This is a genomic window from Winkia neuii subsp. neuii DSM 8576, assembly GCF_000420405.1.
Classification (GTDB): domain Bacteria; phylum Actinomycetota; class Actinomycetes; order Actinomycetales; family Actinomycetaceae; genus Winkia; species Winkia neuii.
The window spans coordinates 104,865-121,920 of record NZ_ATUW01000007.1; the positions used below are offsets into that span (position 1 = coordinate 104,865).

The window sequence follows — 17,056 nt, forward strand, 5'->3', positions numbered from 1 at the left end:
CACCTGCAAATCAAACCAATGTGGCGCCAATCGCTCAGTCCAACTTACAGCTAACTTCTGTCTTCGGCTGTTCGCCCTCGATTAGGTAGCCTTCGACTGCCTTGCTAACACACTTCGAAATGCCCGTGTAACCACAATGGTTCCACGAATCCAGCGTTATCAGCGAAGAGCCAGGGATCTGCTTATGCAGCGACTGCGCAAACTTATACGGGGTAGCAGGATCATTCTTATTGCCAATCAGAACCACCTTGGGGACGCCCTCGAAAGTAGGTTCGGGGTTGCCGGCAGGCTTTATTGGGGAAGCCTGCGCCGCGTAGGGCCCGTACTTGAACGTTGCGCCAATGATCGGGGCGACTTGGTCGAGCTTTTTCGCCTGCTGATCCCACTGCTGCGGATCGCCAACTATTGGGTAATCCAACTGGTTGATTACGCTCATGGCATCAAACGAATTGTCGGCATACTTGCCATCCGAATGCCTTGAAGCATAAAAATCAGCCAAGTACTGCAGCTGAGTCCCGTCGTGCAACCTAATGGCTCTGTCTAAAGCATCAACCAAAGTTGGCCACGACTCATAGTTGTACAGCGGCGCAACCGTGCCCTCAACTGCCAACGACTGAGTCAACGGACGATCAGCCTGGGCTGTGCGCAGCGGATTGCCACGCAAGGATTTCAAAAAAGAGTCAATCTCTTTTAGACGCCCCTTAGCGTTCTTCGACTTCAAAGGGCAATTGGCATAATCGCCGCACTCATCAGCGAATTTAGCCAACGACTTCTCGAAATGCTCAGCCTGCCCCAACGACAAATCAGCCATGTCCGCCTTCGGGTCCACTACCCCGTCAAGCACCATGCGCCCTGCCTGCTTGGGGAACTCGCCCAGGTAGGTAGAACCAAGCAGCGTGCCGTAAGAATAACCCACGTAGTTGAGCTTCTTATCGCCTACCGCCGCCCGCATCACATCCAAATCTTTTGCCGCAGACAGGGTATCCATGTGCCGTACCAGGTCGGCATCTTTATCAAGGCATTGCTTGCCAAACTGGGCCGACTGCTCTTTAGCCTGCTGCTTATCTTTTTCTGGATCACCCGTAGGATCTTGTGAACGCCACTGATCCTTTTGCCCATCGGTAGAACAGCGGATGGGAGCTGAAGCCGCCACCCCGCGCGGATCAAAGCTGACCACGTCGTAGACCTTCTGCACAGGCCTACCGATAGCGCCATTCACGAGGCCTGAAAGGGACTCTACCCCAGACTGGCCAGGCCCGCCCGGATTAGTAAACAAAGAACCCTGCGGCCTAGACGAGTCCGCCTTCTTGCGTGCCATCTGCAGCTGCAAAGTACGCCCAGCCGGGTTGGCATAGTCAAGCGGCACCTCGACCTTGCCGCACTCCAATTCCTTGTCCGTAGTAACAGACCGGTCGCATTTTGCCCATTTGACGCGTTGATCGTAGAACTTCTGCAACTGCGGGTCGGGCGCAGATTGCTTTTGCTCCAGACGCTCCTGCCGGGAAGGCTGATCACTCTGCCCTAAACCGCATCCGCCTAAAAGGGCAGCCACGGCGAAACCAGCTGCTAGCAGTTTGCCGGTCCGTCTAACCATTAGTCACTCCCATGGGGTTGGCTTAGAATGCGGCCTCAATGCCACACACATCGCTTCTATTGCTACCACGGGAGTAACGTTCTGCGCGAGCCGACGCCGAGCCACATCAATAGCCTCCATCTTCGCGACCGTACCCGCCGGATCCATCTGACCTGCCAGATCAGCAATCACGTCAACCATGTCATCATTTACAAAATCGACGTCGGCGCCCACCTGCCTGGCATAGACATCCCTATACAGAGACATCAAATCTGTCATCGCCCGATCCAACTGGTCGCGCAGCGCCCGAGTAGCCCGCCTTTTTTGCTCCTCCTGCAACTGCCTAACCTGGGCACGCAAAGCAGGAGGAACCTTCGCATCCGCATCCAACCCCAGCGAACGTTTCAACTCCCCCAGCTCTGCCGCATCCTTAGTGGAGGTCAGACGTTCGGCCTCAGCCTTAGCCAAATCGACCATCTGCCCAGCCGCAAACACCGCATCAGCAACAGAACGCACCCTGGCAGGGCGAAGCAAAGTCTTTCGCCGTTGCTCACGAGCCTGCGGGTCGGTAGCCAAATACTTCGCCAATCCAATGTGAGACTGCGCCGCCCTCGCCGCGGACATGGCAACCTTGGGGTCAACCCCATCACGCCCCACAATCAACTCCGCCACAGCCCGCACCGGAGGCACCCGCAAATTCAACGCCCTGCAACGCGAACGAATAGTAGTAATCATGTCCTCGGGGCTAGGCGCACACAACAACCACACGGTGTGAGCAGGAGGCTCCTCGATAGCCTTGAGCAACACGTTAGAGGTGCGCTCAACCATGCGATCGGCATCCTCAACCACAATAACCCGCCACTTCCCCTGCGAGGGAGCCTGAGAAGCCACCCCTATAAGCTGGCGGGCCTCGTCAATAGAAATAACCACCTTCTCGGTACGCAAATACCGCACATCAGGATGTGTACCTCCCATAGTCTGCGTACACCCAGCACACCTGCCGCACCCCACCGGCTCGCCCTCGCATTGCAAAGCCGCCGCAAACGCCTTTGCAGCAAGCGAACGGCCCGACCCCGGAGGCCCGGTAATGAGCCAAGCGTGCGCCATCTGCCGCCCCCCGTCCTCGGCCCCACTAGCGCGGGTTTGCACCGACCGCCGAGCCGACAAAGCAGCCTTTTGCAGTACCTGTACCTGCTCTTCTTGGCCAACCAGCTGATCCCAGACGCTCACAATTGCACCCCCAATTCGACGAGGGCGGCGCTCACCCTATCTGTCACCTCACTTACGGTGCCACTCCCCTCAACAACGCGCACCCGGTGCGGAAATTGCCGCGCCAACTCCCCAAAACTAGCCCTAACCTGGGCGTGGAAAGCGGCACCGGCACCTTCAATCCGATCGGGAGCGCCACCCCGCTCAGCCAAACGCGCTTTGGCCGCCGCAGGTTCTAATTCCAGCACGATAGTGGCATCAGGTTCTAAGCCAGAGCTAGCCCACTCACTAAGCTGGCGCACCTCCTCGGGCCCCAAGTTCCGGCCCGACCCCTGGTACGCAACAGACGAATCGATATAGCGATCACAGATAACAACCTTGCCCGCCAGCAAAGCCGGACGCACAACCGTAGCCACATGATAGGCCCGGTCGGCAGCGTAAAGCAGCGCCTCGGTTTTAGCGTCAATATCTTGCGGGCCATTCATGACCTGCTTGCGCAACACGCGCCCCAGCTCGCTATCGCCGGGTTCGAAAGTAGTGAGCACCTGCCTGCCAGCCTCTTCGAATCTGCGCGCCAGCTCCCTCACCTGGGTCGACTTGCCAACGCCCTCGCCGCCCTCAAACGTTATAAAAACTCCGCGCGCTCGCGCTGCGCCGCCACCTGCAGAACTTGCCATGGTCCCACCCTAGCAACCGCACGGCAAAGCACCTTTCGCCCTCGCCCTTATATCAACAAACTATTCCTACTTGTGAAATCCCCCACTTTACATTTCACATCCCCACCTTCTCTGACACTCCCTAAAAACGCTCGCTACCAGCGCCTTCGTTACTGGCAACGGTAATATCTGCGCCGGGTTTACCTTCTGTCTTTGTGAAGGGAAAGCCGTTAGCCAACTCGCTCATATGACGGGGGAACATAGTACAGTTCAGGCAGTTGGCTTTATTACATATATAAGGAGAAGCAGTGGCGCAGGCAGATAAGAACTCGAAGCTAGTCATAGTCGAGTCTCCGGCCAAAGCTAAAACTATTGCTGGCTATTTGGGACCGTCTTTTCACGTGCTCGCATCGGTAGGCCACGTGCGCGACTTACCCAAGCCCTCCGACCTGCCCGCCGACATGAAAAAGGGGCCCTACGGAAAGTTCGCCGTTGACGTAGACGGCGGCTTTGACCCTTACTACGTGGTTAGCCCCGACAAGAAGAAAACGGTAACTCAGTTGCGCAAAGCTCTAAAGGAAGCCGACGAGCTCTACCTGGCAACTGATGAGGACCGCGAGGGGGAAGCCATCGCCTGGCACCTTTTGCAGGTGCTCAAACCTAAAGTTCCCGTATACCGCATGGTGTTCCACGAAATCACCAAGGACGCCATTTCTAACGCTCTTGCCAACACTCGCGAACTGGACACCGCCTTGGTGGACGCACAGGAGACCCGCCGCGTGCTCGACCGCCTGTACGGTTACGAAGTTTCCCCACTACTGTGGCGCAAAGTGCAAGCCGGTTCTTCTGCGGGCCGCGTCCAATCCGTCGCCACTCGCATGGTAGTCGACCGCGAGCGCGAGCGCATCGAATTTGTGCCCGCAACCTACTGGGACATTGCCGCTACTTTAGCCAACGACGAGGGCGAATTCGAGGCCAAGCTGGTAGAGCTCGACGGCCATCGCCTTGCCACCGGGCGCGACTTTGGCGACGACGGTCAGCTAACGAAGAAGGCCCAGCTGGCCAAGGTGCACGTGTTGCAGGCGAAGCAGGCTTCTGCCCTTGGCAAGGCACTGGAAAAAACGTCCCCGTACACGGTCCAGAAACTGGACACTAAGCCATACACGCGCAGGCCGGCGGCGCCCTTCACCACGTCGACGTTGCAGCAGGAGGCTTCCCGCAAACTGCGCATGTCTTCGCGCCAGACCATGCGGGTTGCCCAGACGCTCTACGAAAATGGGTTCATCACCTACATGCGTACCGACTCCACGGCGCTGTCGTCGCAGGCGATTGCTGCGGCCCGCAAGCAGGCCAGCGAGCTGTACGGAGCCACCTCGATTCCCGCCAAGCCGCGCTTTTACGCGACCAAGTCCAAGGGCGCGCAGGAGGCTCACGAAGCTATCCGCCCAGCGGGTGCCCACTTCCGTTCCCCAGACCAGGTGGCCGGGCAGATCAGCGGTGCAGAATTGCGTCTTTACGACCTGATCTGGAAGCGCACTGTGGCGTCGCAGATGAATGATGCTCGCGGGCAGACCGCCACCGTGCGCATCGAGGCCAACTCTTCCGAGGGCAAAGCCACTTTTTCGGCCTCGGGCACAGTCATTACGGACCGCGGCTTCTTGGCGGCCTACGAGGAAGGGCGCGACAAGGAACGTTACGGTAAAAGCGCTGGCGAGAACGTGCGCCTACCCAAGCTTGCCCAGGGTGACACTCTGCAGGTGAAGAAGGTCGACTACGAAGACCGCGAACACACCACTACCCCGCCCCCGCGCTACACCGAAGCTTCCCTGGTGAAAGCCTTGGAAGAACGAGGCATTGGCCGCCCCTCCACCTACGCCGCCACCATTGGCGTTATCGGCGACCGCGGCTACGTGCTACACCGCGGACAGGCCCTAATCCCCACCTGGCTGGCCTTTTCGGTCACCCGCTTGTTGGAACAGAACCTGCCCGATTTGGTTGACTACGACTTCACGGCCTCTTTGGAAGAGGATCTGGATAAGATCGCGGCGGGCAATGCAGACCGCAAAGAATGGCTTGGCCAGTTCTACTTTGGCGCGGACGGATCAGGGGATGTGGCAGGCCTGAAGCATGCGGTTTCCTCGCTAGGGGACATTGATGCCCGCGCCGTCAACACCATCGATCTGGGCGAGGGCGTGGCCGTGCGCGTCGGGCGTTTCGGCCCCTACCTGGAAGATAAGGACGGCAAGCGCGCCTCCATCCCTGACGACGTGGCTCCGGACGAGCTGAGCCCCGAAAAGGTAAAGGAACTGTACGCTGCTGCCGCAGACGACGGCCGCGAACTGGGCGTACACCCCGACACTGGGCGCACCATCGTGGCTAAGAACGGGCGTTTCGGCCCCTATGTCACCGAGGTCATTCCCGAGGAGGAACAGGGCACTGGAAAGAAGAAGATTAAGCCCAAGACTGCTTCGCTACTGAAGACTCAAAACCTTGCGGACATTACTTTCGAGGACGCCTTGCAACTGCTGTCTCTGCCCCGTGAGGTCGGCACTGATCCGGAATCTGGCGAGGTCATTACCGCCCAGAATGGGCGTTTCGGCCCCTACCTGAAGAAGGGGAAGGATTCGCGTTCGTTAGAGACTGAAGAGCAGATGTTCACCATCACCTTGGAAGAGGCGCTGAAGATCTACTCCCAGCCCAAGCAGCGCGGTAGGCGAGCAGCGAAACCGCCCCTTCGCGAGCTAGGCACCGATCCGGCCACCGAAAAACCGGTAGTTATCAAGGATGGCCGCTTCGGACCCTACATTACTGACGGCACCACGAACGTGACCGTGCCGCGCGGCGAAAGTATCGAACACCTAGAGGTGGAACGGGCCTTCCAGTTGCTTGCCGACAAGAGGGCGAAGGGCCCACGCAAGAAGGCAACTAAGAAGACCACGAAGCGGAGCACAGCCAAGAAAACCACAGCTAAGAAAACCACTACCAAAAAGGCTGCAGCGAAAAAGACTACTGCAAAGAAACCCGCAGCCAAGAAGACGGCTGCGAAGAAATCATCTAAATAGATAGTCTGCTGGCAGGGCCACCGGCCCCGCCAGCAGACTTGGACTGCAGACCGAAAAGTTGAGGCTTACCCTGAGCCCTGTCTCAGCGGCCCGCGTTTGCTCGTCTGAAGGCGACAACACCAATCACAACGGTAATAACCATAAAAATGCCAATGAAATAATTTAGTGAATGGTGTGTGGCTTGTTTAAATGAATCCCCGAGGCTCCACTGCAATAAAATATTGCCAACCAAAATAATTACTTGCGCAATGAAGCACAGCATATAGAACTTAACCGAAGCAGTGGTCTGCCGCTCCCTTGAGTGCACCACCGACACCTCCAATCACGCCGCCACCGATGCCGCACGCATATCGGGGCATACACCGCCCAGTTCCAGGCGCCGCCCCAGAATAACGCCTTGTGGATACCAATTCAAACCTTAATGTTTTAACCTGCTATACCCCCACGTCGCACACATTTCAGAGCATCTATCATTAATAGCTAATTAGTATTTATTAATCTTTCACGCAAACTTTGGACAGCCCTCAGAATGCCGCCCCTATTGATTATTATTCAATGATTCGCGCATGGGAGTTGGGGCAGGCCGGGAGAGTCATCGCCTCTGTGTCGTGGCGCGACTTATCTTCCGATTGAAGCCCGCACAAGAAGGCAACTAAAAAGACCACGAAACGGAGACCCGGCAGCAGGCTTTACCAAGCCGGCAAAGTTAGAAGACTAAAGCAACAACCACTGCGGATACCACAGAAACTAGTAATGCCGCCACGCCTGTAGCAATAAACGTACGCCCAGCCCTGCCAGGGTCCGCCCTCAACGTATTCCACGTAGCAAACGCACAGGCCGCAAACGAGCTGGCTGCAATTGCTCCCCACACGGGGAAAGCAACTGACCGGGCGCGCACCGCCATAATAATTATCCCGATTAGGCAACCAAGTGCGATCCCGCACAAGGATGCTCCTGCAGTAAAGGCACCCCTACGCCCAGGAGTGTCAAATGCGCCCTCTAACAAAACAAGCCCCCTAGCTTCAAAATCCTCTACTCAAAACCGCGCAGGCTAGCCGGCGGTCTCGCGCAAGAACCCTTGCCAGTACAAATCGCGCACCCGCGGCAACAATTCGCGCTCCAATTCACCCTTATCTGCGTCTAGAAGCACCGAAAGGGCCCCAATAATCTGCCCAATGGCAAGCTCCCCATCGCAGGCGCCCACCAGCCCTGCCAGGGCGGTATCTACCCTAATTTGGCGACCTACTCCGCCCCCTTGGTGCAACATGATTACTTGTGGATCCTGCGCCCCAGGCGTGTAAAAGCGTTCCTCAGTAACGTCGCGGGGCACAACCAACCGCGCCTCTTTCAGAGCCGCGTCTTCAAGCCCGCCCCCTCGCGTTCTAGCGAAAGCCGTTAGCAGATGTGAGGCGAACTCGCTGCCCGGCGCCCGGTCGGTGCCCAACGCGTCCTCAAAACGGCGTACCGGGACACCCTGCCCCCTATGTAGCAGCACGTAGCCAAAGCCAACTCCCGTAATGCCGCGGCGGTCAAAATCGTCAAGCCACAGAGCTTCCCGCGCAGCGTATTCGGCGGTTCCGGGAATAAGTCCCTCGTCGCGCAACCACATTTTCGCGTATGCGGCCGGCGAGGCAACTTCGCGCAAGCACACCCAAGCATCCAGCGGGCTGTGGGACAACCATGAGTCCCAGCGCTCGCGCCACTGCCCCGTAATCTGCCAATTACAAATGAGGGCGGCCACCCCACCTTCGGTCAGGTACTCGGGCAGGGCTGCGATTAGCTCGGCAACCAAATCGTCCCCGTCACGCCCACCGTCGCGGTAGGTGAACCGCTCGCCCTCGCGCGCCCGCTGCGGGGTGATCACAAAAGGCGGGTTGGAAACGATCAGGTCGAAGCGACGCCCCCGTACCGCCGAAAACATGTCGGATTGCAAAAGCTCAATGGGTTCACCGGCAAGCTGCGCCGCCACGCCTGCCGCTGCAAGAGCCCGCGGCAAAATATCTACGCCAGTAACCGAATCGGCGTGTGCCGTGGCAGCCAACGCCTGCGCTCCCGATCCGCACCCCAGGTCGAGGACGGTACCGAAGTGTTCCCTGGGCGTCCACGCCAGGAGCGAATTCGTTGCCCCGCCCAAGCCCAGCACGTGGTCTGCCGGAAGCGGCACCCCCGGTACCGAACGCGGATCCGAAGGCACAAACCAGGTGTGGTCCTTGCCGTCTATGCTGATTTGCAACGGCGACAGGCGCCAGCGAGCGCGCAGTTTCTGCTGCCCCTCACACAAACAGGTAGCTTCTGGTAAAAACTCTTCTACCTGCTCTTTTGGAACGCTACGGCCCGTCACGAACAACGCGATCGCGACTCGCAACGCATTCAACTCACCCAGCTGCAACCATTTTGAAACCGCTCTTTGGGTGGGCGATTCTAACCCGCGCGCCCAATCCTGCCAGGCCTGCCCTAGCTCTGTGGCAAAGCCCGCCGGGGAAAAATTGCACTTTCGCAGTGCCGCGTCTAGCTTGCGCAGACTCACTGATTCTGACCGTTAGAACCGCGAGACCAGCCCTGGCGGTTAGCAAAGAAGGATTTGCCTGAATCCAGATTCCAGCACTTCACCCCATCCTGGGTGGCCGAGCACGCAACCTTATCTTTAAAGGCAGTCTGGCCGTATTGCAGCGGCCTGGTGGATTCTGTCTGCGCGTCGACGCCACACCGAAGCGCAGCTGCCGCGTCCCCGCTTACTACCATGGTGGTTTTGCCTTCTCCGCAGTTCTCGAAGCCGGCGTTCCGGTAGTCGTTTTCGTAAACAGTACAGCTGGCGGTATCGCCCTCCAGTTTGCAGGCAATGTTTCCCGAGGGCATAACGAATGCCCCAGCTTGCACGTACTGCCCGCTAATCGGGAAAGGCGCCTTGTTGGGGTCCGTCCACTCTGGGCTTTCGGATTCTGTTGGTTCAGGTGAAGCAGGCTCAGCGCTCTGGCTAGGCGCCTGGCTTTGAGTTTGGGTCTGTTTCGCGGCCGGTTCGGACCTGTGAGACCAGTTTTTAAACAGTAAAATCCCCGAAGCCACGAGCACAATTAGTGCAATGGCCAGCAGGGTTGCCAAGATCGGCACTGCCTTGGACTTTTTTGGCTTCTTAGCGGCGCTAGCCGCTGCCGAGGGCGCAGGCATATTCTGATATTCGCGCTTCAGTCGGTCCTGTTCAAACTTGGGTATTACAACTGTCTCTTCTGGATTTTGCTGCTGACCACCGTAGGCGGAGGTGTACGAGATAGTTTCCGGGCCGTTACTTGCGTGTTCTTTCTGTGGGGAGACGGTTGGTGCCGCTGCGTCTTGTTTACCCGCGCCAGCTACCACGCTAGTAGTTTCAACGTTAGCGGGAGACGAGCCGGCCCCGGACACCTGCTCATCTTTCTGCCGGGGAACTTCCACCTGGGTGTAGGTAACCTCCGGCTGGGGTTCCGGTTTTTCAAATGCGGGCTCTTCGGCTTTACCCTGCCCCTCAGCTTCGTCCTCGGCGGGGGTGGCCGGCATGTTTTCGGGTTCCTGTTCCAACGTCGATTCGTCAGGGTCGGGGCCCTCGGGAGGCACATTTTCGATGGCAGCGGCGGCAGCACCCCCAGCCTGCCCACCCAACCTCTCGAAAGCTCTGCGCCGCGAGAGCGCCTTTTGCACCTGCGGATCCCCAAGGTTCTGTAGCCACTCCAGCAGGGCCGGATAGGCCTGTGGGTGCAAGGCAATCTGCGGGCGCAGCTGCGGGAACTCCCCCGCGATCTGCTGCAACCTTATGGGTGCCAGCTGCGGATCCGAGAGATCCTGTTGGGCTTCTTCAAGGGACATAGCTTCTCCATCTGGATAGGAACTATGTGAAGTTTATCAGGATGCCTCTTTCAGGCGGTGGGGGTTTTTACGACCGGCCTAATTTCTAGGTTTTCGATCGTTGCCTCGGCGGAAGTATCGACTACTGCGCGCACTGCCTTGGCCACCGACTCTGGCGCAACATGGTCGGTGGGTTCGTAGCCGTGTCCGGCCTCCTTTTGGATCTGCACTTGCATGTCGGTGTCTACGCGCCCCGGATGAATCGAGCTGACGCGCACCCGCCCCCGTTCCTCTTCGCGAAGAGCATCCGTTAGGGCTCGCAGCGCAAATTTCGAGGCCGAGTACACGGCATTGCCCGCTTTCGAATTGTAGCCGGAACCCGAATTGATGGCGATAACCTGCCCTTTTGCCGCTCGCAGTGCCGGCAGTAGCTGTCGCACAGTTTCTGCCACCGAGGTGACGTTTAGGGTGAGCGTACGCGTCCACACCTCAGGTTCGACCTCGGCAATGTTGCCGCGGGCAGCAGTGCCAGCAGAAAGCACCGCCACATCCAACCGTTCCAAACCTAACTCCGCCACGGCGCCGGCAATAGAGCTCACGTCCAACAGGTCGCATACGAAGCCGCGGGCATGCGGATAGTTAGCAACAGCTTTTTCGACGCGGCACGCGTTGGTACCGCCAATGATCAGTTCGTGCGTGTGCTGCAGCTCGCCAGCGATTGCGGCGCCAATGCCGCGGGTGCCGCCGGTAATTAGGGCTATTTTCCGTTCGCTCATGTTCCCACTATACGGGTCATAGCCACCCGTTGTTGTGAGCGCGGCGGGCAGCATCCATGCGCGAGGAACCACCCGTTTTAGCCATTGCCGAGGTTACGTGGTTGCGCACGGTCCCCTCGGAAAGGCCCACTTGGCGGGCTACCTGGGCGCTGGTTCCTCCGTCGAGGGCGGCGCGCAGCACGTCTTTTTCCCTTGCGGTGAGCGGGTTTTGGCCCAGTCCTAAAGAGCGGGCTGCCAGGTCTGGATCGACTACGCGCATTCCCGCATGCACCCGGCGAATCGCTTCGGCCAGCTGGGCGGCCGGCTGATCTTTGACGAGGAATCCACTGGCTCCGCCTGCCAAGGCTCGCGTTACCCAGCCAGGCCGGTCGAAAGTGGTGAGCATCAAGATGGCCACCTGACAGGCAGAGCCTTTAATTCGTTCCAGGGCCTCCAGGCCGTCCATTTGCGGCATTTCCACGTCTAGCAAGAGGACGTCTAAACCTGGCAGCTGTGCGACTTCTATGGCATCTTGGCCGGTTTCGCCCTCCCCTACCACGTGGAGGTCGGATTCTAGGTTTAGCAGCGCAACCAGCCCGGCCCGCACCATTGCTTGATCGTCAACCACGGCAACGTTTATCACTACTTTTCCCCCTCCCTCAGGGAAAAGTGTAGACGGAATCCGGCTTGATCTTGCTCCCAGGTCAATTCGCCTACGTCAGCTGCTCGCTCGCGCAGCTTTTGCAGGCCTGTGCCCTGCCGGTGAGATTCCTTCTTTTGCTTGCCGTTGTCGATGATCGACAGGTCGGTAGGGCTGATCTGGATACGGATGCGGGAGGCCGCAGAATGGTGCACTACGTTCGCTACGCCCTCGCGCAGAACGTGGGCGGCCACAGTGTTGGGCGCACCCTGCGGCGGGTGGCCGTCGTCTTCAATATCGAGGGCGATGCCGGCAGCCCTGGCAAGCAGCCTTGCGCTTTCCAGCTCCTCATTTATGTCCGCCTGCCTAGTGGCAGCGACAACGGCGCGCATATCCGCGAGCGCCTGGTGGGAAAGGTGTTGCACTTGCTGCAAAAACTGGGTGACCTCCGCCTCCCTACCCGCCTCGAGCATTTTGGCCCCCACCTGAGCGTTCACGTTGATGGCAGTCAAAGTTTGACCTAGCACGTCATGCAGGTCGGCGCTGATGCGCGCGCGTTCGCCCTCCTTTGACGCTTCTACCCGATCGGCCGCGGCCACCGCTTTCGCCCTATCTTCTTCTACCCCCTGGCGGGCTTTTGCCGTCATAAAGTAGCCGATAACCGTCACCCCCGGTGCTATCAGCATGTTTACGTCACGCGGCCCGGTGATGTAGGTGCTCACAAGCAGGACCACCATCGCACCCCCCAGCACAATAGAGGATCGCCCTATGTAGGCTCTTGGTAGTTGGAAGGTAATTATTGCTGCTAGATAAGGAAAACAGTAGGCGGCCATAAGCGGAACGCCAGAAATGTAAACCACCACTGCGGCCAGCAGGCATATCAGCGCTATGGTTATTAGCACAGCACGGTCCACACGCCCCGACACGGGTGCCGAATCCGACCGGACCCAGGTTTGCGCATAAACAACCGTGAAAGCTATCTGCCACAAAATAGTCCAAAAGAGCTCTGAGGCGGAGGCCACCCCAATTAGGGGGAAGATCCACATGAAGATCAGGTATGGCAGCGCCCACGGCAGCGATCCTAAACGTTCACGCAAAGGCTGGGTCGCCGCCCTCGACATAGTAAGCATGTTCTACCTTTCTGTACGGCCCTTGCGGAAGTACAACAGTGCGGCTAGGCCAATAAAGACTGTTGAATAAACCCCGATGTTTACCACCCATGACCAGTTGAAAGTATTGGCCCACCCGATCAGTGGCGCCCTGACCAGATTGATGATGCCATACAGCGGCGTGTAAGGAGCCAGATTCTGCACAAATTTACCCATCTGCTCCAGCGGCATAAACATGCCCGACAAGAACGCGGAAACCAGCAGGATCATGGTCAGAATAAAGTTTGCGGCCTGCTCGTTTACTACCTGACCAATCGCGAATCCCATCGCCGCCAATGGGAGGCAGCAAATCAGTGTGAGCAGGTATGCCGACACCCACGCCAAAGCGGTCATGCGTGTCCCGGTGAACGCCCCGACCACGTACGTCACAAGCGTGGCTAAACCAGCCTGGCATATGGCGGAAGCCACCTGCGCAGCCAGATAAGCTGGGAAAGACAGCGGCGTGAGCGCTAACGTACGCCACCACCCGGTGTTCCGGCCGAGGGCGGTCACGCACGTGCCCCAGCCTGCTGTAGTGAGTGCCCCATAGCAGGCCATGCCCACCATGATCGCCGCCTGCACGTTTCCGTTACCTACACTTTCATCCGAATAAGGTTGGTCAACCGCAAAGAAAAAATACATTAGCAGCGGAATGCCTATTGCACCGCCAATAAACCAGGGGTTACCTATTGTCTGCCCATATAAAGAGGCCAAAAAGTGGGTAACAGCACCCTGGAAAGTTTTAGGCGTTGGGATTGCTTTTATTTCGACTGTGCTAAGAGTGTTACTCATCGGGGTTCGCCTTCCGAGGATGTTATAGAAGTAAAAATGTCGTCCAAGCTGATGCGGGTCATCTGGAAGCCGCGCACGCCAGGAGTTTGCAAAAGACGCAGGGCCAGTGGTTCTAGATCCATCCCCTGCGCCGAAAGGGTGTTGCCACTTAGGCGAATGTCCCACTTGTTGCACATGTGGGCCAAGCGTTCTGGTAGGTCAGAACCCGCCGGGAGGATGGCGCGCACATGGGCTCGCCGATCCACATCGATTAGTTCAGATTTCGGTTTATCCATCGCTATCTTGCCTCGGTCCATGATGACTATGCGCCCAGCAACATCTTCGGCTTCCTGCAGGTAGTGGGTGGCGAAAATGATCGAAACGCCCTCGGCGGTCAGGGAGCGCATGCCCTCCCAAAACTCCTTCCGACTAGCCACATCCATACCGGCGGTCGGTTCGTCCATTAGTAGCAGCCGGGGCGCTGGCAGCAACGCCATTGCCAGGCGGAAACGTTGGCGTTGCCCGCCCGAACATTTACTGAGCCGCCGCCCCGCCAGGTCAGAAATACCAGCCTTTTTCAGCGCAGCATCAACGCCAATGTGATTCCGGTACGAACTGGCGGCCAACCGCAGTAGTGAACGGACCGTACCCGAGGTGGGGAATCCGCCCTCTTGCTGGATTACGCCAACTAGACCGCGGCGGATAGCATCCCGCGGGGCCAGCCCAAAAAGCTGGGTACGGCCCGCATCGGGGTGCCCCAATCCGAGGGCGATGTCCAGCAGCGTGGTCTTGCCTGCGCCATTGCGGCCAAGTAGAGCAACCAGTTCGCCCTGGCCGATAGTGAGGTCGACCCCGCCCACCGCTTGCACTTTACCGAAAGCGCGGCGGGCGCCCTCGATTTGCAGTGCCGGCGGACAACTAGTTTGAGGCTCTTTTAAAACAGGTTTTGTTTTTGTTTCCATGCACCCAAGCTATTGCCCAAACAAAACCAGCAGTTAGGCCTAGTGCAATGAAAAACCCGTTGCAAATGTCATGGGAAATTAGTCCTCCACAAAGCGGATGGACTCACCGTCCCATTGGACTTCACCACTGAACGGGATTGAAGGCGCTACGGCGCAGGCAGCGTTGTCATCATGCTTCAACCCAGACGCCCGAATCGTGTCACCCTGCACCCAGAAACGCTGAATCTCCCCCGCACAAGATTCCCCAGCAAAATCCTCCAACATTCCGTGCTGGACCGCGGTATTCCTTTGCGGATCCCACATCCACAGTGCATACCAGAAATGAAAATGGGCCGTGCCCGGGTAATAATTCACCCGCTGGATCGAATCTAAGTAACCGTCGCCGTCAATATCTACGTAGAAGGCAGCTTCTGGGACATACTGCAATTTTGCGGGCACGCCATTAAACGACTCTTCCTTTACTCCATCTTTCAGATCGTAAGTATTAGAAGCACCATTGCGGCCCACATCCCACGTGGCGTTCGCAAAATCGAAGTTCCGGATGGCATCGCCGGCCGCTTTGTCCTGCTTCTGCTCACTGTTTTTCTGCTGTGGTTCTTCAGGCAGAGCCCCCTCAGCTCCACTAACAACAATTTCGTCAGTATTAATGTCGGAACCAATTAGCAAGCCGCCAGTCATATACTCATCCGCAGTGATTCCCTTGGGGATCATCCACAGCCGTATCCCCGTCTTCACCTCTATGGCCATGATCGAATCGCTGGAGGTACTCATATGCGCAGAATCTTGGACAAGTAATCCGTCCACCATTCCATAAACCCTGGAGAACTGCTGGTGCCTATCCGTTCCAGTCACAGCAAGGTAATCGCCTCCGCTAGGCAGGAAAAGCAGCTCGTCCCCCGGGATTGGGACTAGCGCGTCGAGCCCCCGGTCTAACGCTCCCTTGAATTTTGCGCTACTGAGCTTATGGGACGAGGCCGGCATACTAGATTTTGAGACCAGATAGGCGGAAGTGCCAAATATCGCTGTCCCCTCGCCCTCAGCATTACCGAAGGCCGCGTGAACGATGCGATCGCCAACCTTCACCTCCCCTTCCTCGGCTGGTATCTGCCAATGATTTCCAGCATCTGCCACAAGCCAATAACCGTCAGTCATAGCAATCACTCCGCTAATAGGCATAGCTGCCCCCTTAGCATGAGTAGTTACAACTTTTCCGGTCTTCAAATAGAGCAGCGAAATATCTGAATCTCGACCCAATTTCTTTGCGAAAGCTAAAGTCTCATCAGAAAAAGACTGAAGATTCCCCTGTCCTGATATTGTCAGTGCCGGCTTATCGTAGGCTCCGGGCGCATACGCCCTCACCTCTTCGTCCTTACCCTTCGGGGTAGAAACAATCAGATACGTTCCCGCCACCCCACGCACGAGGGAACCCTTCGGACCGGGAACGGGAACTTTCTTACCCGTCGCAATGTTCACGCCCTCTTTGTGTCCCCACACGTAATCCCCGAAGGAAATATGCCCCAGGAACGCGTCAGGATAAACCCGGGTAAGAGTCTGCAGAACGCCCTTCTCACTCTCATCTACCGCTTTCCACGTCGGCGCAGCAATCTGATACTTAGATAAGACCTGCCCCTGTTGATTAAAGATCGCAACATTCACGTTGTCTGTCACGAACGCAATCGCCGCCATGCGATTAGTTTTTGCACAATATTGGTATTTGGCTAAAGAGAAATCCGCACCCAGCTTCGGCTTCTTAAACCTGCGATACTTCTTTATTCCCTTGGAATAATTGGTGGGCACGCTCAAGGCTTCCTCGCCCGCCTTAGCGGTCACCGTCTTGGTGGCAGGCGTCTTTGCCGCGTTGGTAGGCGTCGACCTCAGCAGGAAGTAGCCGACAGCCAAATTGGCGACAACTACTACTGCCAGGACGATGCTCAGGCCGATTATTAGCGTCTTGCGTTTGGATCCGGGGAAAACCAACACTAATCTTCCTTGACTAGATTTTTATGGCGAAAAGCAACTAGAGCTTTTTTACCTGTGCGTTTACCCGTTCAACCTTACCCTTTATCTCGCCGGTGTGGCCTGGACGCAAGTCTGCTTTAAGTACAAGAGACACGCGTGGGCTTACTTCCCCCACGGCCTCGCAGGCCTTCTGTATAACCGGCATGCATTCTTCCCAGCTACCTTCCAGGGTGGTAAACATCGAAGTGGTCTCGTTAGGTAGACCGGAATCGCGCACAACCTTGATAGCGCGGGCCACCGCCGAAGCCATAGAACCGTCAGGGTCGTCAGTTGTCGAGGGCGCAATCGAAAAAGCAAATAACATAGCTCCATTCTACGCCAGACGCGGCGGCAGGCAGCGTCTAAAACCCTTGCGACCACGGCAAATTTCATGTAGAGGCGGCAACAAAAACCTGCCCCAACAGAATGAGGGCGTGGCCCAAAGCTAGACCACGCCCTCGCCTACAGC

At 57.5% G+C, this 17,056-nt stretch carries 14 protein-coding genes; 1 reads left to right on the plus strand and 13 read right to left on the minus strand.

Annotated features, from left to right (window positions below; all coding sequences use genetic code 11):
• Nucleotides 1-34: 34 nt before the first annotated feature.
• From G437_RS0107780 to tmk, 3 genes are read right to left on the minus strand one after another with little or no spacing between them, the layout of a single operon-like run.
• Entirely contained in the window at nt 35-1,594 is a 1,560-nt protein-coding gene (locus tag G437_RS0107780) for an alpha/beta hydrolase (RefSeq protein ID WP_024332000.1), read from the minus strand.
• A 3-nt stretch (nt 1,595-1,597) separates the two neighbouring features.
• Entirely contained in the window at nt 1,598-2,803 is a 1,206-nt protein-coding gene (locus G437_RS0107785) for a DNA polymerase III subunit delta' (protein WP_029769463.1), read from the minus strand.
• On the minus strand, nt 2,800-3,459 hold the full coding sequence (tmk, locus tag G437_RS0107790; RefSeq protein ID WP_051141917.1) for a dTMP kinase: 660 nt from the start codon (nt 3,457-3,459) through the stop codon (nt 2,800-2,802). Before tmk ends, G437_RS0107785 begins: the two co-directional genes overlap by 4 nt.
• Before the next feature lie 287 nt (nt 3,460-3,746).
• Here tmk and topA point away from each other — a divergent pair, with 287 nt between their 5' ends.
• The gene (topA, locus tag G437_RS0107795) at nt 3,747-6,500 is read left to right on the plus strand and encodes a type I DNA topoisomerase (protein WP_024332001.1); all 2,754 of its coding nucleotides are present in this window, start codon (nt 3,747-3,749) and stop codon (nt 6,498-6,500) included.
• 706 nt (nt 6,501-7,206) lie between these two features.
• On the opposite strand, the gene G437_RS0107805 is transcribed toward topA, so the two are convergent.
• From G437_RS0107805 to G437_RS0107850, 10 genes are all read right to left on the minus strand, one after another.
• Entirely contained in the window at nt 7,207-7,404 is a 198-nt protein-coding gene (locus tag G437_RS0107805; protein WP_162138739.1) for a hypothetical protein, read from the minus strand.
• Between the two features lie 147 nt (nt 7,405-7,551).
• Nucleotides 7,552-9,027 carry a methyltransferase gene (locus G437_RS0107810; protein WP_024332004.1) on the minus strand — a complete coding sequence of 492 codons (1,476 nt, stop codon included), beginning with the start codon at nt 9,025-9,027 and terminating at the stop codon, nt 7,552-7,554.
• Nucleotides 9,024-10,334 carry a variant leucine-rich repeat-containing protein gene (locus G437_RS0107815; protein WP_024332005.1) on the minus strand — a complete coding sequence of 437 codons (1,311 nt, stop codon included), beginning with the start codon at nt 10,332-10,334 and terminating at the stop codon, nt 9,024-9,026. Before G437_RS0107815 ends, G437_RS0107810 begins: the two co-directional genes overlap by 4 nt.
• A 50-nt stretch (nt 10,335-10,384) precedes the next feature.
• Nucleotides 10,385-11,089, minus strand: coding sequence for an SDR family oxidoreductase (locus G437_RS0107820; RefSeq protein ID WP_024332006.1), 705 nt, complete (start codon nt 11,087-11,089; stop codon nt 10,385-10,387).
• A gap of 16 nt (nt 11,090-11,105) precedes the next feature.
• Nucleotides 11,106-11,711: a response regulator transcription factor gene (locus G437_RS0107825; protein ID WP_024332007.1), complete on the minus strand. Its 606-nt coding sequence runs from the start codon at nt 11,709-11,711 to the stop codon at nt 11,106-11,108.
• On the minus strand, nt 11,711-12,838 hold the full coding sequence (locus G437_RS10980) for a histidine kinase (RefSeq protein ID WP_051141918.1): 1,128 nt from the start codon (nt 12,836-12,838) through the stop codon (nt 11,711-11,713). The genes G437_RS0107825 and G437_RS10980 overlap by 1 nt, the downstream gene beginning before the upstream one ends.
• A 3-nt stretch (nt 12,839-12,841) precedes the next feature.
• A complete protein-coding gene (locus G437_RS0107835) occupies nt 12,842-13,648 on the minus strand; it encodes an ABC transporter permease (protein ID WP_024332010.1) in 807 nt (268 codons plus the stop codon).
• The gene (locus G437_RS0107840) at nt 13,645-14,589 is read right to left on the minus strand and encodes an ABC transporter ATP-binding protein (RefSeq protein ID WP_024332011.1); all 945 of its coding nucleotides are present in this window, start codon (nt 14,587-14,589) and stop codon (nt 13,645-13,647) included. Before G437_RS0107840 ends, G437_RS0107835 begins: the two co-directional genes overlap by 4 nt.
• Before the next feature lie 78 nt (nt 14,590-14,667).
• The gene (locus tag G437_RS0107845; RefSeq protein ID WP_024332012.1) at nt 14,668-16,569 is read right to left on the minus strand and encodes a hypothetical protein; all 1,902 of its coding nucleotides are present in this window, start codon (nt 16,567-16,569) and stop codon (nt 14,668-14,670) included.
• Nucleotides 16,570-16,606: 37 nt separating this feature from the next.
• The gene (locus G437_RS0107850) at nt 16,607-16,912 is read right to left on the minus strand and encodes a thiamine-binding protein (RefSeq protein WP_024332013.1); all 306 of its coding nucleotides are present in this window, start codon (nt 16,910-16,912) and stop codon (nt 16,607-16,609) included.
• Between the last annotated feature and the right edge of the window lie 144 nt (nt 16,913-17,056).